Raw genomic sequence first — 24724 nt, 5'->3', positions numbered from 1 at the left:
TTATGAAAGCACATATTATTACAATAGGCGATGAGATTCTCATCGGTCAAATTGTAGATACGAATTCAGCTTATATTTCTAAGGCGCTCAATGCTATTGGAGTCTCTGTGTACCAAATAAGCTCAATTCAAGATGATAAGGATCATATTCTTGAAAGTTTTGCTTTCGCGAAAGCGGACTCAGATATCATCATTATCACAGGAGGGCTGGGTCCTACCAAAGATGATGTAACTAAAAGTACCTTTTGCGCCTTTTTTGATGATGAATTGGTCTTTAATCAAGAGGTGTTTGATCATGTGAGCTACCTTTTTAAGAAGTACGTCAAGCAACCTTTATTAGCCTCCAATAAAACACAAGCGCTTGTCCCTTCTAAAGCTACGATTCTCACCAATCGTTTTGGTACGGCACCAGGGATGTGGATGGAGCAGGATGGTAAAATATTTGTTTCGATGCCTGGGGTTCCTTACGAGATGAAGGCACTTATGGAAGAATCTGTGCTGCCTCGACTTAAAGAAAGATTTGAACTTCCGTATATCTTACACAAAACACTCCTCACTTTTGGAATGGGGGAGAGTGCCATTGCAGATCGTATAGAGAGTTTTGAAGACGAATTACCTAAGAGCATCAAACTTGCCTATTTACCCTCTTTAGGGCGCGTTCGCATCCGATTGTCAACAACAGGTTCCGTAAAAGAAGAAGTTGATGCTGCGATGGCTGTACAATTAGAAAAGTTGGAAGCACTTCTGGAAGACATTTTTGTAGGCTATGAAGAAAATGGATCTCTAGAAGAACTTATTGGTAAAGCGCTTGTTGCTCGCGGGAAAACCCTTGCGATTGCAGAAAGTTGTACTGGTGGAAGTATTGTGCAACGATTCACCTCAAATCCAGGTGCTTCAGGCTATTTAGTAGGAAGTACGGTGACCTATGCTACACGATCCAAAGTAGACGTTTTAGGCGTTGATAGTGCACTCATAGAAAAGCATTCTGTGGTCAGTGCCGAAGTTGCTGAAGCGATGGCTGTGCAGGTTAAAAAATTATATAACTCTGATTACGCCATTGCCACTACCGGAAACGCAGGACCCACAAAAGGAGATTCTGATGCTGCCGTTGGAACTGTTTATATCGGAATTGCCACTCCAGAAGGGAGTACAGCGCATCATTTTATGATGGGAAACCATAGAGAAAGAGTGATTGGAAAGACTGTGAATAAGGCATTGGAGCTATTAAATGAAGAAATTTTAAAAAACTAGCATTTTGTTTTGGTGTAGCTAGAGTTTTTATGTAAATTTGCACCCTGTTTTGAAATAACAAGAAAAGCTAATTAAGATGTCAAGAGTTTGTGAGCTTACAGGAAAAAGAGCAATGGTAGGAAACAACGTTTCTCACGCCATGAATAAGACGAAGCGTAAATTTAACGTGAATCTTGTAAAAAAACGTTTTTACCTTCCTGAAGAAGATAAGTGGATTACACTAAAAGTGTCAACATCTGCTTTAAAAAATATTAACAAGAAAGGAATTTCTGCAGTGCTTAAAGAAGCGCGTGCAAAAGGGTTCTTAACTAAATAATCCCATTAAAGAGTAACAGCAATGGCCAAGAAAGGGAACAGAGTACAGGTAATCTTAGAGTGCACAGAGCACAAAGCGACTGGTGAACCAGGAACTTCAAGATATATCACAACCAAGAACAAAAAGAATACGCCGGATCGTATGGAGTTAAAGAAATTTAACCCAGTATTGAAGCGTATGACAGTACATAAAGAAATTAAATAAGGTAAGACATGGCAAAGAAATCAGTAGCATCGTTACAGACAGGATCTAAGCGTTTAACAAAAGCGATCAAGATGGTAAAATCTCCAAAAACTGGAGCTTATACATTTGTTGAGTCTGTTATGGCACCAGATAGAGTAAACGATTTCTTAGCTAAGAAATAAGTTTTACTCGTACACAATATTCAAAACCCGTCTTCGTAAGAAGATGGGTTTTTTTGTTTTTAAATAATTTTAGAACAAGCGATTTTCTTAATCTAGTAAATACCAAGTTGTATTGATGCACTTCTGTATATTTGTGAGGTTATGTGAAGAAATAATGAAACCAACATTAAAATACATAGAATTAAAAAGTGGATTTGGAGATAGTGGTCCTGCATGGATTGGTCATGTAGAATTTTCTAAATCAGGAAGAACTGTTTACTTCAACGGAAAAGCTTTTAAAAATATGAATGCAATGGGAGTCGATGGAGGCAATCATTATGATATCGAAACCAGAGATGAATATTGGATTTCAGGAATTAAGAAAAATGGAACTGATCGACATTGGGCTGGTGGCGGAAAAATTATGATTGATAGAAATGTTGTTGGCCAATATTTAGAGATGGTACACTTTACTACATTAGATAAGAACCGATTTGAATTGGTTTATGTAATGCCAACCGACAAACAAAAGTTTATAGCGATAGAAAATAGAAAAATCTGAAAAGGATTATTACCCTAATCCCTCGTCCACTCCACACTATCACCAATCTCTATGATCCACTCTTCAGCGAGTCCCCCATTAATTTCTAGGACATATTTAGCAGGAACTTGAGATGATAAAGAGGTAAGATCCATAGGCTTCGCATTCTCTGCAAAAGACACTACTTTTTTATTACTATCTATAAAAATAAGATCCAAAGGGATCAAGGTGTTTTTCATATAGAAATTCTGCACATACTCCGCATCTTGTATAAATAACATACCTTGAAGCGGCTTCATACTCGTACGATGCATGAGTCCTGTCTCACGCTCATAATCGTCTTCGGCAAATTCGACGTCTATGGTTTTAATGAGACTGCCATCAGCCTTTCTCAATGTCAAGGTACCTTCTTTTGTAAATTCAAAGATAGTCTCTGTAATTTCTTTTCCTCCTTTGGTTTCTTTACAGCTATAAACACTCATCGTTATCAGCAATGCAAGTGTTATTCTTAAGAGTGTCTTCATGGCTTATGCTTCTTTTTTGGTCAGTGCGGTATAAACAAGATAGGTTCCAATGAGAATAAACGGAATGCTTAAAACCTGCCCCGTATTTAAGCCTAAAATCCAATCTTCACGACCATCAACTTGCTCCCTTTTAAAGTTCTCCACAATCAATCGTACACCCATTAACAACAGTAAGAACGTACCAAATAACAATCCAATTTTTTCAGAAGCTTTTGTTTTCCAGTATAAATAGAAGATAATCAAAAACACGATCGCATAGCCAACAGCTTCCATGAGTTGTCCAGGATATCGATAGGGGATATCAGCTATGATATCTGCAAATTGAGGATCTTCGGTAAGTGCTTGGTAGGCTTTTTTAGCATTGCGAATCTTAGTGATCGACATGGCACGACCTTCACTAATCTCATCCTGTACAAATTGGATTCCTATAGCGCTATCTGTTTCTTTCCCCACCATTTCTGAATTGAAGAAATTCCCTCCTCTTACAAACATAGCCCCTAGTGATACAGGAATGGCTACACGATCTAAGAGCCAAAGCACTGATTTTTTTAATACTTTCTTGTTGTAGCGATACATTCCATACATCCCTACAATCACAGCCCCGTGACTTGCGAGTCCTCTAAAGCCTGTAAATTCAAATTCAGGAACAAACTTGAACGGAAGAAATACGGATAATGGATCTTGCCATAATAATTCGGTTTGATAAAAGAGAACATGCCCTAAACGTGCTCCTATGAGAATAGAAACCACAGCGTATATAAAAAGAGAATCTAACTTTTCTTGAGGAACTTCTTCACGGATATACACTTTCTTCATTAAGTAGTAGCCTAAAGAAAACGCGACTACAAACATCAGGCTGTAAAAGTGAATGGTCAAAAAACCGAGATCTATTCCCGTAAGCGGATTCCAAGTAAATTTAAGTGCAATCATAGTGGTTGTTAACGTATCGTTGTGGTATGCGTAAAGATAACAAAGTCCATTTTTCTATCCCTATTCTTTGCTACTTTTTACTATTTTTTAGCATCTTCTTTTGGTGGTACGGGATCATAGCCTTGTCCGCCCCAAGGATGGCAGGATAAAATTCGCTTTATAGATAGTCTGCCTCCTTTGATGAGTCCGTGGATTTGTAGGGCTTCTTTAGTATAATGTGAGCAGGTAGGGGAGTATCTACACGTAGAAGGTGTCCATGAAGAAATCAATTTCTGGTACAGCCAAATAATGCCTAAAAAGGGAGCAATCGCTATCTTTTTTAGAGATGCCATTAGTTTACCGTAAACGTAGTGCCCTCACGACCATCTTTCAGCTGAATCCCCAAGGCTAATAATTCATCACGTATTTTGTCACTGGTGGCAAAGTCTTTATTCTCGCGTGCTTCTTTACGTAATTTGATCAATAATTCTACGGCACCGTTGAGTTTGGTGTCGTCCGCTTTCGCGAAAGCGTCCCCATCTTCAAGACCCAATACATCAAACACAAAGTCATTCATAGTCTTTGTAAGCAGTTTCAAATCGTCTGCGGTAATGGTGGCTTTTCCGTCCTTAATCAGATGAATTTGCTTCACAGCTTCAAAAAGTTGGGCGATTAATATCGGGCTATTAAAATCGTCGTTCATCGCATCGTAGCAGGATTGTCTCCATGCTGCTACGTCCATACTACTTGAAGCATCAGTAGACAATGACTTTAGGATTTTAAGCGATTCCATCAGGCGATTAAAGCCTTTTTCACTCGCAATCAACGCGTCATTACTAAAGTCAAGAATACTTCTGTAATTGGCTTGTAATACAAAGAAACGCGCGGCACTTGGTGCAAATCCTTTGGTTAAATGCGGACTATCCCCCGTAAATATTTCACCAGGATTGATGCTATTTCCGGTGCTTTTTGCCATTTTCTGTCCGTTAAGGGTTAGCATATTAGCATGCATCCAGTAGCGAACAGGCACGGTGCCCATCGCAGCTTCATTTTGCGCAATCTCACACTCATGATGGGGGAATTTTAAATCCATACCCCCTCCGTGTATATCAAACTGCTCCCCAAGATACTTGGTGCTCATGGCAGTACATTCCAGATGCCATCCTGGAAAGCCATCTCCCCACGGACTCGGCCAACGCATGATATGCTCAGGACCTGCTTTTTTCCAAAGGGCAAAGTCTTGTGGGTTTTCTTTTTCATCCTGTGCATTGAGTGCACGGGTATTAGCGATCATATCTTCTAACTTACGACCGCTCAATTTGCCGTACTCATGATCTTTATTGAAAGTAACGACATCAAAATAGACAGAGCCATTTTTCTCATACGCATACCCATTATCAATGATTTTTTTAATGATCTCGATTTGCTCAATGATATGCCCCGTTGCCGTTGGCTCTATACTAGGGGGTAAAAAATTAAAGGCGTTTAAGATATTATGGAAGTCAACGGTGTACTGTTGTACCACCTCCATTGGTTCTATTTTTTCTAAGCGTGCTTTTTTGGCAATTTTATCTTCCCCTTGATCGCCATCATCAGTAAGGTGACCCGCATCGGTGATATTACGGACATAGCGGACTTTGTATCCTAAATGCTTTAAGTATCTAAAAATCATGTCAAAGCTCATGAAGGTACGTACATTTCCTAGGTGTACGTTACTATATACGGTAGGACCACAAACATACATCCCAATATGTCCTTCGAGAAGGGGAATAAAATCTTCTTTCTTTCCTGTAAGAGAGTTGTATATTTTTAAGGATTGTTCTTTATATAGTGCCATTCGTTGGGCTTTTAAATAGTTGTCAACTTTATAGATAACGAAGATAGTACGCTTTGTGTCAAAATCAAAAGCATATTACTTTGTTTGTCAATTTTCTGTACAATCTGTGGTTATTTTATGACGTGATCTATGAGTAATACTAGTTAAAAGTCATAAGATCATATCCTTGGTAAAAGGACTGACTAATATAGCTTATGAATACAAGGTTTTTTTGTAATGCATGTGTTTACAGCATTTTATATAAACAGCTTGTATGATAAGCTATTTTTTTGAATTATGATTATGAGATTTTAGCGTGAATTCTGTGTTAGATATCATAAAAACACTGGCATTGAGTGTGTTATGTTGGTAATTGTTAATAGTCAATAAAAAATAATTAAAACACAGTGATCATGCTTTATTGCTGATAATTAGCTGTTTATAGTGACGTCTGAATTCCTGAAAACAGATATAGATTTCTTGTAGTTACTGTAATTTCATGACATATTTGCTAAAGAGTTATTGATGTAAAAGTTAGTATTTAAGAATGTTACAATACTCTGATCAGGTATTTTATGAAGGCGGAATCCGAAAAGCCTAAGATAGTGTAGGAAAAAAATAATAATTATATCATGAAAAAAATAGTAACACTAGTACTCATAAGCGCATTTATTTTTGCGTGTAGTAAAGACGATATGGTTGAAGAGGTGCAACAAGACACCGATTCATTAACCCAAACTGAGGCAAGAAATGCAGAAGCTGAATCACCTGCAGAGATTTTAGATTTTGCTTCTTTTGATGAATTAGAAAATTTTATCAGAGAACTTCAAGATTCTGATACAGATTTATTAGATGAAGCTATTAGCAGGTCTGCAGAAACAGGGTATCAATCATTGCTTTATATCTACGATGCAGATTTAGCTACTTTAGATGAAAAAGGAATTGATATGGAGAAAGTTCCTGTTGTGCACTCCTATGATGATATGCTACACCTTTTATTAAATCAGAATGGAGAAATAAAAGTAGCTAATCAAATTTTTAGAATTGACGGTGAGTTTGTATTTCAATATGAACAAGGAGCTAGCGATCAAATTTCAAGTTTCTTAGACAATTATAATACAGGTGAGATTCGTTTAGAAAAAGGAGAATCACAACAAATTAGTGAAGAGTTACTAGTGTATCGTCATAATAATGATGAGGATATTACAGGAGATTTAGATAAGGAAGCAACAGAAAATCAAAAAGGTGTGACGGCTTATGACTATTTTTCTGGAGGACAATACCGTATGAGGTCTAGGCAATTTAATGGGTTTTGGTTATTTTATAGTAATGTAGGCTTTTCTACCAAAGTTCAGAAAAGAAAACGTTATTGGTTCTTTGGATGGCGTTATTATTGGGGAACCGTGAAGAAGTATAACCGTTTAAATTATAATGTTGTATATACAGCACATGGTACGTGGGCAATTACTTATACAGCAGAAGCACAGGGTGCTAAAGATTGTTTTTGTAACATAGCAAGAAGGACAATAGATTGGTCAGTAGGAGTTCCTGTGGCACCTTATTATTATAGTGTAGACTCTGGCCAAAGTAACCATTGGGCACATGAATTTAGTGTTACCCCTAATACTGTAAATAGGACGTTTAATTATTAACAAAACACCTTATTTTATAAAAAAAGATCGTCTAGTGATAGGCGATCTTTTTTTAGTGAAACGCTGTTTTGTAAAGTCTGAAAGACGCATACAAAATAGGTAGTTAAACTAATCCCGCTGAAAAGCGGGATCTACGGTTTAATATCTTTTATTATGCTGAGTACGTTTTCGTACTTTGGCTAGGCTTAGCATAGACTTCTACTTCTCTAAGTTCGTCGAAGCGGACTAAAAATCAGTATCTAATTTGATATAGTCTAGAAACTCCCTACGGGTTTCTTTTTCTTTAAATTTTCCTCCAAACTCACTGGTCACGGTGCTACTTTCTATATCACGAATCCCGCGGCTATTGACGCATAAATGTTTTGCATCTATCACACAGGCAACATCTTGAGTTCCCATAGCTTGCTGAAGTTCTTGCACGATTTGCATCGTAAGGCGTTCCTGTACTTGTGGACGTTTTGCATAATAATCGACAATACGATTCATTTTAGAAAGTCCAACAACGGTCCCATTAGAAATGTAGGCTACGTGTGCTCTCCCAACGATAGGTAATAAATGGTGCTCACAGGTAGAGTAGACCACAATGTTTTTTTCGACAAGCATTTCGCCATACTTGTAGTTATTATCAAACGTAGATGCTTTCGGCTTTCGGTCTGGATGTAAACCTCCAAAAATCTCGTTAACAAACATCTTTGCGACACGTGAGGGCGTTCCTTTGAGACTATCATCTGTCATGTCAAGCCCTAGGGTTTCCATGATATGTGCCACATCTTTTTTGATACTCGCTATTTTTTCGATATCACTCAGTTCAAAGGCATCCTCTCTAAGAGGCGTAACTGCACTTGAGCCTACGTGGTCATTACCCATAGCTTCGATTTGCTCTTGGTAACGTTCTTTGTTTTTTTCTATTTCTGTTTTCATTAGCAGGTCATTTCTTTCCAAAGATCATTAGTATATGAGCCCTGTGAGAAATTGTTTAATGTTATCCATCATTTGTCGAAACAAATGAAATGGGTTTGCAAAGATAATTAATATAGTTATTATAGCTAATTATTTTATAGTAGCAAGATGATGGGCTACAGAATCTCTATAACTCCTGCTTATAGGGATGGAAGTACGCCCTATGGTGATTTGCTCATTTGTAAAACTATCTATTTTTGAAATGTTTACAATAAATGATCGATGTGTACGAATAAATTGTTGAACGGGAAGCTTCTCCAGAATTGTATTAGTTGTTTCCCTAGTGACTAAAGTCTCTTTTGCGGTATGTAATTTTATGTAATCTCCGCAGCTTTCGGTAAATAGTAATTCGTCAAAGGCAATTTTAACCATTTTACGATCGCATCTAAAAAATGTAAAATCGTAGGTTGCCTCTTCTTTTGCAGGTGTGGATTGCTCTTCTATAAACTTATGGACTGCCTTCATAAGACGTTCAAGAGAAATGGGTTTCAATAAATAGTCTACAGCCTGAAGATCAAATCCATCTACGGCATATTCTCTGTAAGCAGTAGTAAAAATCACTTTACTTTTCCCTTGGATCGCATTAGCAAACATCAATCCAGTTACTTCAGGCATATTAATGTCTAAAAATACAAGATCTATTTGTTGTTCACTTAATACAGAAAAAGCTTCTGATGCATTTTTACAAGAGGCCACGACAGTGATGGAGTCTATTTTACTGAGATGTGTCGCAAGAATTTCACGGGCGGTAGGTTCGTCGTCTACAAGTATGGCAGTATAGGTTTTGGTCATAGCTATAGTTGAATCTCTAATTGGACTTTATAATGATGTTCCTCTTTTGTTTGTGACAGTGTATATTGATTTGGATACAGACTTTCTAGGCGTTTTCGTGTGTTTTCAAGTCCAATTCCATGGCTTTCTGAAGAATTACTAGCTGCCTGTAGGGTATTTTGAATACTAAAAAGTAAGTGAGTTTTTGTGGTAGAGAGCTGCATCTCAATATCTAAAAATCCATGGATAGGTGTTCCGTGTTTAAAGGCATTTTCTACAAACGCGATAAATAACATGGGAGGGATTTGTATTTCTTTCTGAATATCTTTTGTAAACTGGATACGCAATGTATCCCTAAAACGCACACGCTCTAATCCAATATAGGCTTCTATATGTTTAACTTCTTCGGTTAATGGGACTAAAGGTTTTTCTATTTGATTTAAAATATAGTCCAATAAGTTAGAAAGTTTAAGGATCAGATCTGGGGTTTCTTTTGATCCTTTAAGCGCAAAACCATAGACCGTATTCAAGGTGTTAAATAAAAAGTGTGGGTGTATTTGCTGTTTCAAGAGATAAAGTTCTTTTTGTTTCAGCATTAATTTTCCTTCTAATAGCTTATTCTCAAGCTCTTTATTTCTGTTGGAGGTTTTGTGATTATGCCGTAATAGCTGTACAAAACATAGCACACTCACCACGAGATACACAAGGATAAGCACAAAGACTACATTACGTGTAAGTAAAGGCATGTTTCTTATTGAAAAATCAGAAAGAAATACCAAGTTTACGAATGTAATGATAAGAATGAGGTAGACAGAACAGATAAGTGTATAAAATAAATACAAACTAAACTGAACATATTTTTTGGCGATCAAATATTTAGGAATGAGTAGATATGATATAAAATAAGTAATCGCTGCGGTAACGGGTAATAAGCTTGTAGAAAACCAAAAAACAAAATCTTCATTTTGAGACCCGTAGCTAAAGAAGTAGGTGTAAAATAACCACACACCTATCCATAAAGCGAGGTGTAATGGGATGAATCTTACTTCTTTTATAACCGATTTCAACATCTTACAAAGGTGTATAAAATCTTTCAACTATACCGTTTTTTGAGACAGATTACTAGTTTCGACCCTTAAATAACACCTTGAGTTCCTTATTTACCGTTTACGCCTTATATTTGGTTAAAGTAGGTATTAAAATTGAGATTGGTCGTTATTACGCTTTCGCGAAAGCATATACAGCTACATTTACCACATAATAATTTTAAAAAATAGAAAATATGTTATTAGTTGGTTTTATTCAGGAAGGCGGTCCATTATTTATGATTCCTCTTGTTCTTTTGATGGTGGTCATTGTTGTCTTATTTGTAATGGGTTTGATTGGAAAAAAAAGGGCACAGCACGCCAATCAATTGATTGGTCACCTCAGTCTTTTTGCCATGATGTGGGGTTTTTTAGGGTCTACCATCGGACTTATTGCTGCGTTTGATGCCATAGAAGGTATAGGTAAAGTGTCACAGCCCATGTTTGCCGGCGGACTTAAAGTAGCTTTATTAACAACCGTTTTTGGACTGATTACTTTTTTAATTGGAAGAGTAGCGATGTTGGTATTAACTATAAAATCTCAAAGGATATCTATTCTAGAAACCGAAGCCTAGAGAAAGCGATATACGTATAAATCACAAAGCCCTTTTCAACTGAAAAGGGCTTTGTGATTTTAATGATTTTTATCGTTAGTGTACGATTAAAATTTATATACATCTATAGCGTTATATAGTGTCTAGTTGTCAAGAAATTAAGTCTTGCGTCTTATCTTCTAACTGCGAAGCGGTCTTATACCTTAGTCGGACACGACTAATTTTTTAATCAAATATTTTTTTCTTTCGGAGCTCAAAGTTTTGCCCAAGATATACTTTACGCACCATTTCATCGGCGGCGAGTTCTTCTGGAACTCCATGCTTTAAGATGCTTCCTTCAAACATCAAATAGGTTCGATCTGTGATAGCTAGGGTTTCTTGTACATTGTGATCGGTGATAAGAATTCCGATGTTTTTGTCTTTAAGCTGTGCGACAATACGCTGAATGTCTTCTACAGCTACTGGATCCACCCCTGCAAAAGGTTCGTCTAATAATATAAAATTCGGTGATGTCGCTAAGGCTCGTGCAATCTCTGTACGACGGCGTTCTCCCCCAGATAATAAATCCCCTCTACTTTTACGGATGTGCCCTAAGCTAAACTCTTCAATCAGTTCTTCCATTTTGTGGAGTTGTTCTTTTTTTGAAAGCTTGGTCAGTTGCAATACACTTAGGATATTGTCTTCAATACTCAGTTTTCTAAACACAGAAGCTTCCTGCGCAAGATACCCGATACCATTTTGAGCACGTTTGTACATAGGGTATTTGGTGATATCTTGATCTTCTAGGTAGATAGTTCCTCCGTTAGGTTTCACCAAACCAACGATCATATAAAAAGAAGTCGTCTTCCCGGCACCATTAGGTCCTAGAAGCCCTACAATTTCTCCCTGATTTACTTCTACAGAAATCCCTTTAACGACCTTTCGGCCTTTATAAGATTTCATTAGATTCTCTGCGCGTAATTTCATCTACTTTAAAAATTTTATTTCATTAGAAATGAAACAAATAAAACATTCATGCTTATGTCAACCACTACGCTCCTGCATATCATCAGGCAGGTTCGCATTAAAAGTTAATTCATTGAGGTATTTAAGCAACTAATTAAATTTGTGTACGCTCATTTCATAGTTGTTAAAGATACAGGTTTCAGAGGATTTGTAATGACAACCTAGGTAACTTTAGGAGTCTATTAACGCTAGTCGTTTAAATATTTTGGGTTTCTAATTCGTGCCAAAACTCTCTCGCTCTACGTAGATGAGGGATTACGATTGTGCCTCCTACGAGGGTGGCAATACTCATGGTCTCCATCATTTCTTCAGTAGTAACGCCTTCTTTGTAGGCTGTTTCCAGATGGTATTTAATACAATCGTCACAACGCAACACTGCAGAGGCGACTAGGCCTAAGAGTTCTTTGGTTTTTACATCCAATGCACCTGCCGTGTAGGTATTGGTGTCTAGATTATAAATACGTTTGATAACTTTATTGTTATCACCAAGTATCATCTCGTTCATACGGGTACGATACGCATTGAATTCTTCTATTTTCTGGCTCATAATATTTACTTTCATCCCCGTGAACCTCCCTGTGGTAGGCAGGGATGGGGATCTCATTATATTAAGTTTATCTTTAATTCTACCCTAGTTTTTTAATGTATCACTCAACATAAATTCTGCTAGGGATCTTATTTTTTTTATACTTACAGTGAATTCAGTACACTCTTCGTATTTCTTCTTTCGACTTTCACAGTTCAGTTACGCCATTTGTTTCTTTAATCTCTTTTCTTCTCGTTTTAAAACAATACGACTTATGATAATACTTACTTCGTATAAAATTAAGATAGGTACTGCTACAATGACTTGCGTCGAAATATCTGGAGGGGTAATAATCGCCGAGAGAATCAACACAATAACCAGCGCATATTTGCGATTTTTTCTCAGAAACTGTGGTGTGACTAACCCAATTTTTGTCAAGAAGTACATGATAATTGGGAGTTCAAAGATGATACCTGCCGCCAATACAGAGGCTCTCATTAAACCTACATACGAATCAATATCAAATTCATTCTGAATAGTTTCTGCAACTTTAAATCCAGATAAGAAATTTATAGATAAAGGTGCAATCACATAGTAACCGAAAAAGGCACCCATAAAGAATAATAAAGAAGCGATAATGATAAAACCTTTGGAGCTCTTACGCTCATTATCATATAATCCAGGGGAAATAAATTTCCAAAATTCATATAATATATAAGGGAAGCCCACAACGATACCTGTAGTAATAGAGGTCCAGATGGCTGTATTAAATTGTGCACCTACTTTACGACTTTGGATAATAAAATCTAAATCTCCCTCTCCAATACATCCTTTCTCCATACCCACTAGATTGGATATTCTACAAAGGATATCATAGGAAACAAATTCAGGATAGGAAGGGCCTAAAATGATAACTTCGAATAAAAAATCTATAAAAATAAAAGCCACAGTAGCTATAATCACAACAGCCAGTGTAGATCGTATCAAATGCCAACGTAATTCCTCTAGGTGATCTAGGAAAGACATCTCAGCTTGTGGGGTCTTGGTTTTTTTTGCAGCCATTATATAATTCCTTCTTTTATTAAATCGTGTATGTGTACGACACCACTATATTTTCCTTGATCTGTTGCTAGCAACTGACTAATCCCATTTTCTTCCAACATGCGCTTGGCAGTGACAGCCATCTCATCAGTAGCGACTGTTTTTGGGGACGCGCTCATAATATCTTGTGCGGTCAGTCCTTGGAAGGTATCATTTTTAGAGAGCATTCTTCGTAAATCTCCGTCGGTTATAATACCTATAATTTTTTCATCCTTAATTACGGCAGTGACACCTAGTCGCTTGGCAGATATTTCTACAATGACTTCCTTGATACTTGCTTCAGGAGCGACTTGAGGTTTCTCATTCATTTGGGTAATATCACTCACCCGTAAGTAGAGTTTTTTTCCAAGAGCACCCCCAGGGTGGTATTTTGCAAAATCTTTATCAGAAAACCCTCTTAAGTCTAGTAATGCGACAGCCACTGCATCACCAATCACCAATTGAGCCGTTGTACTTGTGGTAGGGGCAAGATTATTAGGACAGGCTTCTACTTCTACATAGGCATGCAATACATAGTCGGCTTGAGTTCCTAAAAAGGAATCTCTGTTGGACGTAATCGCAATGAGTGGATTCTTTGTTTTTTTGATAAGAGGCACCAATACTTTAATTTCTGGTGTATTTCCACTTTTAGAAATACAGATCACCGTATCGTCTTGTAATATGGTTCCTAAATCTCCGTGAATGGCATCGGCGGCGTGCATAAATATAGCAGGAGTACCTGTACTATTTAAGGTGGCAACAATTTTCTGTGCGATAATGGCACTTTTGCCTATACCTGTAATAATCACACGCCCTAACGACTCATAAATCACAGAAACCGCTTGAGCAAATTCTTCGTCTATTAATGTTTCAAGATGAGCAATAGCTTTCTGCTCTATAGCTATGGTTTTCTGTGCGCTAGCAATGATCTGCTTTGTTATATTTAACATTTAGTTTTTAATGAGTTTGTATACCGTAGGGAAATCACTATATTTATGTAATACAAAGGTATGCAAAAATGCAGAAGAATACATGAATACTGAGCAATTAGACTTACACGCAGCACTTAAAAAATATTTTGGTTTCTCACAGTTTAAGGGACTTCAAGAAGAAGTTATTAAAAGCATCGTTGGGGGTGAACACACATTTGTGATCATGCCCACGGGAGGTGGGAAATCACTTTGTTATCAGCTACCAGCTTTACTACATGAAGGTACCGCGATTGTGGTTTCTCCATTGATCGCCTTAATGAAGAATCAAGTAGATGCATTACGAGGGATCTCCCAAGAAAATGGAATCGCCCATGTTTTAAACTCCTCATTAACAAAAGGAGAAATTAAAACAGTGAAGGAGGATATTTCGCGAGGAGTAACCAAACTTTTATATGTGGCTCCAGAGTCGTTAACCAAAGAAGAGAATGTAGAGTTTTTACGATCAGTTCCGATCTCTTTTCTAGCAATCGATGAAGCTCATTGTATTTCTGAGTGGGGACACGATTTTAGACCAGAATACCGAAATCTTCGAAGTATTCTTAAAAGAATTGGCGATAATATTCCTATTATAGCGGTGACTGCAACAGCCACTCCTAAAGTACAGGAAGATATTCTTAAAAATTTAGGGGTTACCAATGCAAACACATTCAAAGCGTCTTTTAATAGACCTAATTTGTATTATGAAATACGTCCTAAAACTAAGGATGTCGATGCCGATATCATTCGATTTGTAAAACAGAACGAGGGAAAAAGTGGCATTATTTATTGTCTTTCGCGAAAGCGTGTAGAAGAACTTGCACAAACCTTACAGGTAAATGGACTAAAAGCAGTGCCTTATCATGCGGGACTCGACGCAAAAACACGAGTAAAACATCAGGATATGTTTTTAATGGAAGATACTGATGTCGTCGTTGCTACCATTGCTTTTGGAATGGGAATTGACAAACCTGACGTGCGTTTTGTGATTCATCATGATATCCCCAAAAGTATTGAAAGTTATTATCAAGAAACGGGTCGTGCAGGTCGTGATGGAGGAGAGGGACATTGTTTGGCATTCTATTCATATAAGGATATAGAAAAGCTTGAAAAGTTTATGAGCGGAAAACCTGTGGCAGAGCAGGAGATAGGACAGGCACTGCTTCAAGAAGTGGTGGCCTATGCAGAGACGAGTATGTCACGGCGTAAATTTATCTTGCATTACTTTGGGGAGGCCTTTGACAATGAGACAGGAGAAGGGGGAATGCTTGATGATAATATGCGGTATCCTAAGAAAAAACACGAAGCAAAAGATGCATTGGTTAAAATACTCAAAGTCATACGAGATACCAATCAAATATATAAGAGTAAGGAATTAGTCTTTACCATGCTAGGGAAAGAAAATGCGATTATTACGTCTCACAAGACACATTTGCAGCCGTTTTTTGGTTGTGGCAATGAGCGTGAGAAAACCTACTGGCATGCCTTACTACGTCAGGCGCTTGTAGCAGGATATATCTCAAAAGATATTGAAACCTACGGCGTGATTAAAATTACAAAGAAAGGACTTGACTATATTGATGCTCCAGTTTCGTTTATGATGACAGATGATCATACGTATGACGAAAATACCAATAATCAAATTGTAGCTGCTGCCAAATCTGGTGGTGCAGATAAGAAGCTGGTGGCCATGCTTAAAGACCTTCGGAAAAAGGTGTCTAAGAAACTGAATGTACCTCCTTATATTGTTTTTCAAGATCCGTCTATCGATGATATGGCGATTAAATATCCTATGACTATTGAGGAACTTTCTTCTGTGCATGGTGTAGGAGACGGCAAAGCAAAAAAGTACGGAAAAGACTTTATAACGCTTATCAATCAGTATGTAAAAGACAATGATATTTTACGCCCTGATGATCTTATTGTAAAAAGTACGGGTGCTAATAGCGGACTCAAATTATATATTATTCAAAACGTAGATCGTAAGTTACCTCTTGATGATATTGCTGCAGCCAAAGGGAAATCTATGACAGATTTTATCAAGGAAATGGAAGCGATTGTATACAGTGGGACAAAATTGAATATCTCCTATTGGATTGATGATTTACTGGATGAAGACCAGCAAGAAGAACTTCATGAGTATTTTATGGAGTCTGAAACCGATGGAATTGAAGCAGCACTCGAAGAGTTTGATGGCGAATATGATGATGAAGAATTACGTTTATATCGGATCAAATTTATTAGTGAAGTAGCAAATTAATACCCTAGTCTTTTGTAAGAAAGATTGTTGAGGTTGCGGACTTTCAATAATACGCTTTCGCGAAAGCATATAAAAAATCAGCCGAGTATGTAAAATGCTCGGCTGATTTTATAAGCAATGTGTTATGCGGTTACTTTACTAATTTTCTTGTTAAGAAAAACCCCGTTAAAAGCCCCGTTCCTGCCATTAGGAAGATCACCCCTGGATATAAGGCATCTTTATACCCTACCGCCTCTTCAAGCATTAATGCGACTAAAATTCCAAGACCAATTCCCATCAATAATAAAGCAAGATTTAAGATGAGTACTTTCCAAATAGGTGCCGTTTCTCTAGTTTGTTTAAAGATGCCTGCATCCATTCCTTTTTCGATAAGTGCTAGACGTTCTTTGTTACGTGTTGAATAATGTAAGTACGCAATCCCGAAGATAGCGGCAAAAATACAGATGAATATGATAATTTCTCCTCCCATAATTGTTGATTTTTTAATTGATTATTACTTATTGATTTGTCCATAGGACGGGAGGATTTTAGAAACGGTTACAGAATAGGGTGTTTTTTTTATTTGCGCGAAAAAAAATAGTCTAGGAGTCGAGGTGTTTATGAGTTTATGAGTTTATGAGTTTATGAGTTTATGAGTTTATGAGTTTATGAGTTTTAAAAAAGATATATAAGATACGAAGAATAAGATTCCTTTGAAGGAGGGAATTGAGGAGGTATTAGTTTTAAATATTCATTACAGATTGTTTAAAATTTAAAATTGTTTATAGTGAATTTCTTAACAATAGATTTAATTAGGCAGGGCTCGTCCTAAAGACATAAGCAAAAAGTATTGCGAAAATCAGATAGATAGCTGTAAGAACAATAACAACTCCTGTATGTGTTTGAATACTAGAAATAACTTTAATCAAAGCAATAGCGCCAACTCCAAAGTGCATTAAGTTTCCTATAGCAATAGGTCTATTGTAAATTCCTCCAATGAGCGTTCCTTTTGCCATCCAATTTAAAATACCAAAACCCAAGTACAACGCACTTAATATATTCAAGAAGAGTATCGTAATGATATTAGCTTCAATATTTAAATAGTTTGCTATTTCATTTGGTAAAAAAGAAAGAAGTATTCCACTAATTGCCAAAAATATAGCACTTGTGGTCATTAATAATTTTGTATTCATAATTGATTAGTAGTTTATATTTAAACATTGTTACATATTGATTAGTAATAGATAATATATGCCTCTAGCGCAACGATCTATATTCTATAAAGTTTTGATTACATAATTTCACACCTTCCTAGCCGCTTACTTTGATAAACTCAGCACAACGCCTTCTTGGGAGGTAATAATAGTCAAGAAGCACAGCGGTCTAAATTCTTTTTCACTAACTTTTATCACAAATACTGTAACCATATCTCCTGTAAAGCAGTCTTACCCATATCATGACCCATCAAGACGATCACATTTTTATAACCAAAACACTGGAAGGTGAGGTAAATGCCTTTGCCGTGCTAGTCGATCGGTATAAACATATGGTCTATACACTGAGCTTCCGGATGATGAAAACCACCGAAGATGCCGAAGAAATTGCACAAGATGTATTTCTAAAAGCATTTCAAAAATTGAATACGTATAAAGGAAATTCTAAGTTCAGTACGTGGTTATATAGTATTACGTATCATAGGTGTCTGGATATGCTTTCGCGAAAGCGGAAACAGATTACCCACTATGCTTCTGAGATACAGGAAGAGATCACAGAGGAGAAAACCGCCAGTATTCTTGAGGCTATCGAAGCAGACGAATTAAAAGGACAGTTGGAACATTGTATCCAGCAATTGCGGGAAGAAGAGGCGTTTTTGGTGACTTTGTATTATCTTGAAGAGCAAACACTAGAAGAGATTGCTGAGCTCACGGGAATGACAAAAAATAATGTAAAAGTGAAGATTTTTCGGAGTCGAAAGAAATTATATACGATTATGGCATCACAATTACCTAAAGATATAGTAGCGCGTTATGAAAGAAACTAAGGAACAACAATTAGACAAGGTCATCTCTGAAGCGATGCAAAAAACAGCGGTAAAATCCCCTTCTGCCGATTTTACTCAAACACTTATGTCTAAAATTCAGGCGACGCAAGTTTCTCAAACCACGATAGTATATCAACCACTTATCTCACGAAGGGTATGGGCACTTCTAGCGACTATTTTTGTGCTTTTAATTGGATATGTAAGCTTCAGCAACATAGGCTTTACAACAGTTTCAGGTGTTTTGAAGCATTCTTTTGATACAGTAGGAAGCTGGAATATACCTACTTGGAATTTGCCTAGTTTGGAGGTTTCTTTAGCTACAAGTAGTCCCTTTGTGTATGGAGCCTTAATCCTTGTTAGTTTTTTATTGATAGAGATTGTCATCTTAAAACGAAAGTATTCGTGATCTCATAAACGTTCTAGTAATAGGAAATTTGTAAGCGCGTCGATTTATCTAATATTTTCTTCCCATCAACAACAATATAGGATGTAATCTCGGTAGGGTTGTGATACATGTCATAGCTATATTCATACACGAGATCTCTGTGGATTGAAGTGTTATTATAAGTATTGTAATCATCTCTGTCAACAACTATAACTTTATTATAGTCCTCACCGTAGGAAATGTTATAAAATTCTTTATTCTTTTGAGAATCTGTTTTTAGGTAAGTTAGGATACGATTCTTTGTATCGTACGTAGTATTGATTGTTATTTCTAGATATGTACCTTCTATCATTTTATTCTTCTCAAACTTCCATTTTTCTGGACCTTTTTTTAAGTTTTCACGAGTGGGTACATACTGATTAGAAATCATCTTCATACGTTCAAAACGTCCTTTAGCATCATAGGAGTATCTATAATTATAGGTATCTACATAATCATCCCCTTCTATAAACTTATATTGAGTTAATGCTTTTATCTGTCCTTTTTCAGTATACGTTGCTTTATCATATGCATAGATCTCTAAGTCTGCATATAAAATAGATTGTTCAACATCTCCATTATCTGAAAACGCTATATCGATAAAAATTTCAGAGCTATAGTGTGTACGTGTGAGTAATTGATCATTTTTATACGTATAAACAATACTATCTGTAATCATTCCATAGGTATCGTACGCCATATATTGTGTGAGTTTTCCTTTTTGATAGCGATAGGTTTCAAAGTCATCTTCTTTGATAATGGTGTCATGTTGAATCGCTGGTTGTAATGCTTTGTTCAAATACGCAATCGTAGTATTATCGTACCGATCATTAGTAATATATTCTGTGATTTCTTTAGCTCTGTTTAAACGATAAAAATAGTTGGTCATATATTCTTCTTCATTATCAGGAGATATATGTAGTGTATGCGTCCGATTTACATCTCTAACAGCCCCTTTTAAATATACAGGATTCAGTATTTTATCTTCTTCCAGAAGTTTGTAGAAGTCATTTTGTGGGTTAGGAAATTTTGGAAAATTCCTTGTTTGAGCATTGCTGTAGATACTACAAAAGAGACATAGGACTGCGTATACGTATTTATACATGGAATGATGGCTAAGTTTGTATAGTAGTACTAACGTTAAAATCGATGAATTATGATACGGGGTGTAAACAAAAAAAAGCGCCCACCCTTCCCCTAGGCAAGCACTTTTATCATGTCATTTTAAAAAATTAACTAACCTTTTAATTTGAAATCGCAATATCTGTAAATGATTTGAAATAAGATTACGGGTTTCCGTAAAGAGGGTGTTTTTTATTCATAAAAATCTTACCCACTACGAGTAGATCTTTTTAATCCGAATATGTCTTTTCCTTAACCTTGAGAGGAGAACATATTCTCAAATGGTTAGAATATTTAAAATTTTACAGTTTTTAAAAAGTCTCTACAACAGGTTCAATGGGAGTTGGAAGATATAATACCATAAGGCACATCAGGAAATCTACCATCTTTAAGAGAATACGTCTCAGGATGATCAGGCTTACAGATTGTTAGATTTTAATAATAGTGTAGATAATATGCTAAACGAAGATTATCAAGATGTTTTTGGTTTTATATAAAGAGAAACAAACATGAAGCTTGAAGTAACCCTTAACTGTTTTATAATACCTTGTAGATTTAAGCATGTTCTATTTGTTTATTACAATAGATAGAATACAACTAAAAAGCACGTATCATAATAGGGATACGTGCTTTTAGTTTGATGTGTATTTATTTCTTTTTAAAGATCAGATTAAATAAGAACAAAATAATGATAGCTCCTATCGCTCCTGTAAGTATTGCTCCAATCCAACCAGCGCCAAGATTAACCCCGATTTTTCCTAATACCCAAGTACCAACAAAACTACCGACAATCCCGATGATAATGTTACCAATAATACCTAACCCGCTGCCTTTGTATATTTTACTGCCAAGCCAACCAGCTAATGCTCCAATAATAAGTGTTGCGATTAATCCCATGTTTTTGATTTTTTAGTTGTTATACCAGTTATTAATTGAATTTACTGGAAAAGAAAACGATGATTTTTTTCTTTATATGAGAAAGAAAACTAAAGCATAGCCTAAGCTACGGTTTCTTTTTTCTTGTGAAATAGAAAAGAAAAAAGGGTGTTTTATTACTGTAAATTCAATTGGTAAATGGTATTAATATACAACCAATGTAATAGATTTTTTTGAAACTTTTATTTAATTTTACCTTTTTTAAGATACCTACTCGTACCTGAATTGTTTTATATAACCCCATCAATTTCGAGTATACATACAGAAATTAGGTGTTATGTATTGCCAGGAAATGAATGGTATTATACCAGTTTTGTATAACAATATCAGCCTAGATATGGTTTTATAGCGATTTCTTAACATAAAAAAGCACATGTCACAGAATAATACCAGTTATTAATTGAATTTACTGGAAAAGAAAAGGATGATTTTTTTCTTTATATGAGAAAGAAAACTAAAGCATAGCCTAAGCTACGGTTTCTTTTTTCTTGTGAAATAGAAAGGAAAAAAGGGTATTTTATTACAGTAAATTTAATTGGTAAATGGTATAACATGCGCTTTTTACTGTATCGCTTCAAAACTAGTTTAAAGAGCTAATTATTTGTGTGGCACTATGTAGTGTTTTATGCACGGGACATTTATCTGCTATTTGCAGGATACGTGCTTTTTGTTTTTCATCTAGTCCCTCTGCGGTCAGTTTAATGACTCGTGTAAACGTATCAATTTTTGCGGTAGGATCATCTTCACATGCTTCACAATCTTTTGGATAGGATTTTGAGTAGCTTGTGTGCACCTCTACGTTGTCTATTTTCCAACCCTTACGTCGTACATACATTTGTATGGTCATCGCTGTACATGCCGAAAGTCCCGCAGCAACAAGTTCATAGGGAGTGGGGCCATAATCATTACCACCCACACTTGCAGGCTCATCAGCTTTTAGGTAATGATTTCCTAGTTTAAGCTGCGTGGTATATCCATCTTCATCATCAAGGCTAGCAGCCACTTGGTGCGTAGTGTTTATCGTTTCTATTTCGGGTTCTGGTAGGTAACGAGCTGCCCATCCTGCTACAATTTTACCAACGTAGGATGCATTTTTCTTATCAATTAATAAGTGTTCAGAGCCGTCTAAAGTTACAAAACTTTTAGGGTGATGTGCCGCATGATAGATTTCTTCTGCATTTTTTATAGAAACAGTGGCATCTTGTGGGGAGTGTAAAATCAATAATGCTTTGTTTAAGTGACGCGCTGCTTCGACACAAGAACTAGTTTCGAGATCGTCTATAAATTGTTTTTTAAATGTAAAATCACGTCCTGCAAGCACTACATTAGCCTCTCCATTTTCTTTAATAACTTCTAGCTGATGCCCTAACTGTTTTTGTACATGCTTCGGATTACTGGGAGCGCCTATGGTTGCTACGGCTTGGATACTCTCAATTTTGCCTCCCGCAAAAATCGCAGCAGCACCTCCTAATGAATGCCCAACAATAAGCGTGGGGGCTTTAAATTCCTTCGTAAGGAAATCGGCTGCGCTGATGAGGTCTGTGACGTTACTAGAAAAATTAGTATCTGCAAAATCACCGTCACTATCTCCCAATCCCATAAAATCAAATCGTAAGACGCCAAATCCTTCTGATGCTAGCGCCCGACTTACATTACGTACCGCACTAAAATCTTTACTACACGTAAAACAATGCGCAAAAATGGCAAAATTATGAGGGTCTTGATTGGCTGGAAAATCCAACCGTGCAGACAAAGCTTTTCCTTCGGCATTGGTAAACGATAATTTACGAGATTTCATACAATGTTTTTTAATTACACGTTAGGTCGGAAACTCTTTTGAGACCTAACCTTTATAAGTTGTCAAGGTACAAATAATCTTATTTTTTATCAGGCTGTCTTTTCGCTTTAAGCGAAAAAATAGAAAATGAAACTCTAAAATTTCTCGCTTACATCGTATGTTTATGGCTTCTTAAAGCAGATTACCAGCATCTAATACATAATCCCAGTTTAATAGTGTATCTTTCATCAAGTATTATGGATATAGTACTGTTTGTTATCTCTTCACACGACCTTAGTAAATAGATAAGAGCCTCTTTTAAAGTTTTTAATCCATAAAACGCTAGCAAGCAATGTAATGCCTGATTGTTAGAATACTATTCATTCAATTTTTTATGTTACCTGCGGTTATCAGAAGTCATTAGACTGTAAATCGTTTTAGTGCAAGTGCATGTGCTATTTAAAAAAAACACATGCGGTATAGAACAATACAAAGAAGATAGGGCAGTAGTGGCTTTTCCGTATGTGGGCGTGACCCAGATGCTGAAACAAGTTCAGCATCTGGGTCGGGCTTTTCGCTACAATTCCTCGCATATCTCCCTATTACATCGGGAGAATGCTGTGGGATTTTCACTACAATCCCTCACGCAAAACCCAAGATAACCCATAACACAGAAGGTATAAGCCCTCTCAACAAACAAAAAATATGAGTACAGAAATAGAAATTAACAGACCAGCACCCATTACCGTTTCACAAGGAGTCTCTACATTTGAAAAAGGGGATGATGTAAAAGAGGCAATCAACACCCTAGAAGCAGGTAACTATATCATTATTAAAGATGTTTACAGTACTGGTTTAGTGTTGCTCAAAGCATTAAAAACATACTTGGATAAAAAAATAGCGAACGAATCTTTTCAAGAACAACGTGCCTATCGGGCAGCGTATCATCAATTATCCAATCGTATCCTCCTTGAAATTGAGGATCATAAAGTGACGGTAAAAAAAGCACCAGCGATTGGTTGGTTAGAAAAATTATATCCAGAAATGGGAAAATTTGTATTGTCTTTTCCGCAAGTACAAGGACTTAATAGTTCGTGGCAATGGTACACCCAGGGTATTTCTGTTCCTGCATTACGCAATAAAGTCCATCCGTATTATGGCACCTATTTTCCCACACGTTTTGATCATGTAACTCTTTTTGATAATTGGTTAAAACGCTATGAAGGACTCAAAAAAACAGCGATAGATGTTGGCGTAGGGAGTGGGATTCTTACATTTCAACTTCTTAAATACGGATTCCAAAAAGTATATGGCACTGATAGTAATCCTAATGCCATTGTGGGATTGACAGCATTTATGGGAGATACGGTACTCTCCCGTAAAATAGAACTTGACTACGCGCCACTTTTCGGTAAGTTTGATGCACCTACCGAACTGATTATTTTCAATCCGCCTTGGCTGCCAGAAACCAATGAAAACGATCATCACGACGAAGCCATGTATTATAACGAACACCTGTTTCCAGACTTTTTCGCGGAAGCAAAAAAACACTTACTCCCCGACGGGCAATTAGTGATTTTGTTCTCTAATCTCGCACAGATTACTCATTTTAAAACAGCACATCCTATAGAAAAAGAACTCTCTCTAGGAGAGCGTTTTCGGTTAGAACGTTGCTTTAAAAAACGGGTTAAAGAAGCCTCTACCCATACCAAACGTGATCAGTATTGGAGAGGTTCTGAAGAAGTAGAACTTTGGGTGTTGATGCATAAAGTGAGTTTGTGAGTCGATGAGTTAAGGAGTTGATTAGTCTTACGTCTTATAGCGTAGCGGTCTTATGTCCAGAAGCGTAGCGGTCTATTTTCAAAAAGTCGATGTGTCGAGGAG

At 36.6% G+C, this 24724-nt stretch carries 27 protein-coding genes; 11 read left to right on the top strand and 16 right to left on the bottom strand.

Translation table 11 applies throughout. The annotated features are described in order from the left end of the window. Positions 1-2 precede the first annotated feature (2 nt). The 5 genes from ACFO3O_RS00515 to ACFO3O_RS00495 all read left to right on the top strand — a co-directional run bounded on the left by ACFO3O_RS00515 (position 3) and on the right by ACFO3O_RS00495 (position 2472). The gene (locus ACFO3O_RS00515; protein ID WP_379976559.1) at positions 3-1250 is read left to right on the top strand and encodes a competence/damage-inducible protein A; all 1248 of its coding nucleotides are present in this window, start codon (positions 3-5) and stop codon (positions 1248-1250) included. A 76-nt stretch (positions 1251-1326) separates the two neighbouring features. Next, entirely contained in the window at positions 1327-1566 is a 240-nt protein-coding gene (rpmB, locus tag ACFO3O_RS00510) for a 50S ribosomal protein L28 (RefSeq protein WP_379976558.1), read from the top strand. A 21-nt stretch (positions 1567-1587) separates the two neighbouring features. Next, positions 1588-1770, top strand: a complete 183-nt coding sequence (rpmG, locus tag ACFO3O_RS00505; protein ID WP_379976557.1) for a 50S ribosomal protein L33 — start codon at positions 1588-1590, stop codon at positions 1768-1770. Between the two features lie 8 nt (positions 1771-1778). Beyond that, positions 1779-1931 carry a DUF4295 domain-containing protein gene (locus tag ACFO3O_RS00500; protein ID WP_379976555.1) on the top strand — a complete coding sequence of 51 codons (153 nt, stop codon included), beginning with the start codon at positions 1779-1781 and terminating at the stop codon, positions 1929-1931. A 154-nt stretch (positions 1932-2085) separates the two neighbouring features. Next, the gene (locus ACFO3O_RS00495) at positions 2086-2472 is read left to right on the top strand and encodes a mannose-1-phosphate guanylyltransferase (RefSeq protein ID WP_379976554.1); all 387 of its coding nucleotides are present in this window, start codon (positions 2086-2088) and stop codon (positions 2470-2472) included. Positions 2473-2486: 14 nt separating this feature from the next. Here ACFO3O_RS00495 and ACFO3O_RS00490 read toward each other — a convergent pair whose 3' ends face one another. The 4 genes from ACFO3O_RS00490 to cysS all read right to left on the bottom strand — a co-directional run bounded on the left by ACFO3O_RS00490 (position 2487) and on the right by cysS (position 5721). After that, positions 2487-2975, bottom strand: a complete 489-nt coding sequence (locus ACFO3O_RS00490) for a DUF192 domain-containing protein (RefSeq protein WP_379976553.1) — start codon at positions 2973-2975, stop codon at positions 2487-2489. 3 nt (positions 2976-2978) lie between these two features. Next, positions 2979-3905: a prolipoprotein diacylglyceryl transferase gene (gene lgt / locus ACFO3O_RS00485; protein WP_379976552.1), complete on the bottom strand. Its 927-nt coding sequence runs from the start codon at positions 3903-3905 to the stop codon at positions 2979-2981. An 80-nt stretch (positions 3906-3985) separates the two neighbouring features. Next, a complete protein-coding gene (gene yidD / locus ACFO3O_RS00480) occupies positions 3986-4237 on the bottom strand; it encodes a membrane protein insertion efficiency factor YidD (RefSeq protein WP_379976551.1) in 252 nt (83 codons plus the stop codon). Next, positions 4237-5721: a cysteine--tRNA ligase gene (gene cysS / locus ACFO3O_RS00475; RefSeq protein ID WP_379976550.1), complete on the bottom strand. Its 1485-nt coding sequence runs from the start codon at positions 5719-5721 to the stop codon at positions 4237-4239. Before cysS ends, yidD begins: the two co-directional genes overlap by 1 nt. A 611-nt stretch (positions 5722-6332) precedes the next feature. On the opposite strand from cysS, the gene ACFO3O_RS00470 reads away from it, so the two are divergent. After that, positions 6333-7352: a hypothetical protein gene (locus tag ACFO3O_RS00470; protein WP_379976549.1), complete on the top strand. Its 1020-nt coding sequence runs from the start codon at positions 6333-6335 to the stop codon at positions 7350-7352. Between the two features lie 225 nt (positions 7353-7577). Here ACFO3O_RS00470 and folE read toward each other — a convergent pair whose 3' ends face one another. From folE to ACFO3O_RS00455, 3 genes are all read right to left on the bottom strand, one after another. Further along, the gene (gene folE, locus ACFO3O_RS00465; protein WP_379976548.1) at positions 7578-8273 is read right to left on the bottom strand and encodes a GTP cyclohydrolase I FolE; all 696 of its coding nucleotides are present in this window, start codon (positions 8271-8273) and stop codon (positions 7578-7580) included. A gap of 129 nt (positions 8274-8402) precedes the next feature. Beyond that, entirely contained in the window at positions 8403-9104 is a 702-nt protein-coding gene (locus tag ACFO3O_RS00460; RefSeq protein ID WP_379976547.1) for a LytR/AlgR family response regulator transcription factor, read from the bottom strand. 2 nt (positions 9105-9106) lie between these two features. Continuing rightward, positions 9107-10180: a sensor histidine kinase gene (locus tag ACFO3O_RS00455; protein WP_379976546.1), complete on the bottom strand. Its 1074-nt coding sequence runs from the start codon at positions 10178-10180 to the stop codon at positions 9107-9109. Positions 10181-10365: 185 nt separating this feature from the next. On the opposite strand from ACFO3O_RS00455, the gene ACFO3O_RS00450 reads away from it, so the two are divergent. After that, the gene (locus ACFO3O_RS00450) at positions 10366-10743 is read left to right on the top strand and encodes a MotA/TolQ/ExbB proton channel family protein (protein ID WP_379976545.1); all 378 of its coding nucleotides are present in this window, start codon (positions 10366-10368) and stop codon (positions 10741-10743) included. A gap of 204 nt (positions 10744-10947) precedes the next feature. Here the strand turns inward: ACFO3O_RS00450 and lptB are convergent, their stop codons facing one another. The 4 genes from lptB to ACFO3O_RS00430 form a co-directional block, all read right to left on the bottom strand. Further along, positions 10948-11688: an LPS export ABC transporter ATP-binding protein gene (lptB, locus tag ACFO3O_RS00445; RefSeq protein ID WP_379976544.1), complete on the bottom strand. Its 741-nt coding sequence runs from the start codon at positions 11686-11688 to the stop codon at positions 10948-10950. A 235-nt stretch (positions 11689-11923) separates the two neighbouring features. Next, a complete protein-coding gene (locus tag ACFO3O_RS00440; protein WP_379977225.1) occupies positions 11924-12274 on the bottom strand; it encodes a carboxymuconolactone decarboxylase family protein in 351 nt (116 codons plus the stop codon). A gap of 198 nt (positions 12275-12472) precedes the next feature. Beyond that, the gene (tatC, locus tag ACFO3O_RS00435; RefSeq protein WP_379976542.1) at positions 12473-13315 is read right to left on the bottom strand and encodes a twin-arginine translocase subunit TatC; all 843 of its coding nucleotides are present in this window, start codon (positions 13313-13315) and stop codon (positions 12473-12475) included. Then, positions 13315-14283, bottom strand: coding sequence for a KpsF/GutQ family sugar-phosphate isomerase (locus ACFO3O_RS00430; RefSeq protein WP_379976541.1), 969 nt, complete (start codon positions 14281-14283; stop codon positions 13315-13317). Before ACFO3O_RS00430 ends, tatC begins: the two co-directional genes overlap by 1 nt. 82 nt (positions 14284-14365) lie before the next feature. On the opposite strand from ACFO3O_RS00430, the gene ACFO3O_RS00425 reads away from it, so the two are divergent. Beyond that, the gene (locus ACFO3O_RS00425; RefSeq protein ID WP_379977224.1) at positions 14366-16561 is read left to right on the top strand and encodes a RecQ family ATP-dependent DNA helicase; all 2196 of its coding nucleotides are present in this window, start codon (positions 14366-14368) and stop codon (positions 16559-16561) included. A 130-nt stretch (positions 16562-16691) separates the two neighbouring features. Here ACFO3O_RS00425 and ACFO3O_RS00420 read toward each other — a convergent pair whose 3' ends face one another. Beyond that, positions 16692-17030, bottom strand: a complete 339-nt coding sequence (locus ACFO3O_RS00420; RefSeq protein ID WP_379976540.1) for a DUF6249 domain-containing protein — start codon at positions 17028-17030, stop codon at positions 16692-16694. A 322-nt stretch (positions 17031-17352) separates the two neighbouring features. Then, positions 17353-17733, bottom strand: a complete 381-nt coding sequence (locus ACFO3O_RS00415; protein WP_379976539.1) for a hypothetical protein — start codon at positions 17731-17733, stop codon at positions 17353-17355. A gap of 263 nt (positions 17734-17996) precedes the next feature. Between ACFO3O_RS00415 and ACFO3O_RS00410 the strand changes: the two genes are divergently transcribed. Continuing rightward, a complete protein-coding gene (locus ACFO3O_RS00410) occupies positions 17997-18581 on the top strand; it encodes an RNA polymerase sigma factor (RefSeq protein WP_379976538.1) in 585 nt (194 codons plus the stop codon). Continuing rightward, complete coding sequence (locus ACFO3O_RS00405) at positions 18568-18987, top strand: hypothetical protein (protein ID WP_379976537.1); 420 nt, start codon at positions 18568-18570, stop codon at positions 18985-18987. Before ACFO3O_RS00410 ends, ACFO3O_RS00405 begins: the two co-directional genes overlap by 14 nt. 13 nt (positions 18988-19000) lie before the next feature. On the opposite strand, the gene ACFO3O_RS00400 is transcribed toward ACFO3O_RS00405, so the two are convergent. The 3 genes from ACFO3O_RS00400 to ACFO3O_RS00390 all read right to left on the bottom strand — a co-directional run bounded on the left by ACFO3O_RS00400 (position 19001) and on the right by ACFO3O_RS00390 (position 22861). Then, entirely contained in the window at positions 19001-20110 is a 1110-nt protein-coding gene (locus ACFO3O_RS00400) for a hypothetical protein (RefSeq protein WP_379976536.1), read from the bottom strand. Positions 20111-20775: 665 nt separating this feature from the next. Next, the gene (locus ACFO3O_RS00395; protein WP_379976535.1) at positions 20776-21024 is read right to left on the bottom strand and encodes a GlsB/YeaQ/YmgE family stress response membrane protein; all 249 of its coding nucleotides are present in this window, start codon (positions 21022-21024) and stop codon (positions 20776-20778) included. Positions 21025-21643: 619 nt separating this feature from the next. Beyond that, entirely contained in the window at positions 21644-22861 is a 1218-nt protein-coding gene (locus ACFO3O_RS00390; RefSeq protein WP_379976534.1) for a bifunctional alpha/beta hydrolase/OsmC family protein, read from the bottom strand. Positions 22862-23545: 684 nt separating this feature from the next. Between ACFO3O_RS00390 and ACFO3O_RS00385 the strand changes: the two genes are divergently transcribed. Further along, positions 23546-24622 (top strand): methyltransferase, encoded by a 1077-nt coding sequence (locus tag ACFO3O_RS00385; RefSeq protein ID WP_379976533.1) that lies wholly within the window; start codon positions 23546-23548, stop codon positions 24620-24622. The last annotated feature ends 102 nt before the right edge of the window (positions 24623-24724 follow it).

The organism is Dokdonia ponticola (genome assembly GCF_042653865.1).
Classification (GTDB): Bacteria; Bacteroidota; Bacteroidia; order Flavobacteriales; family Flavobacteriaceae; genus Dokdonia; species Dokdonia ponticola.
The sequence above is the reverse complement of the archived record's forward strand: the minus strand, read 5'-3'. Positions and strand labels throughout refer to the sequence as shown.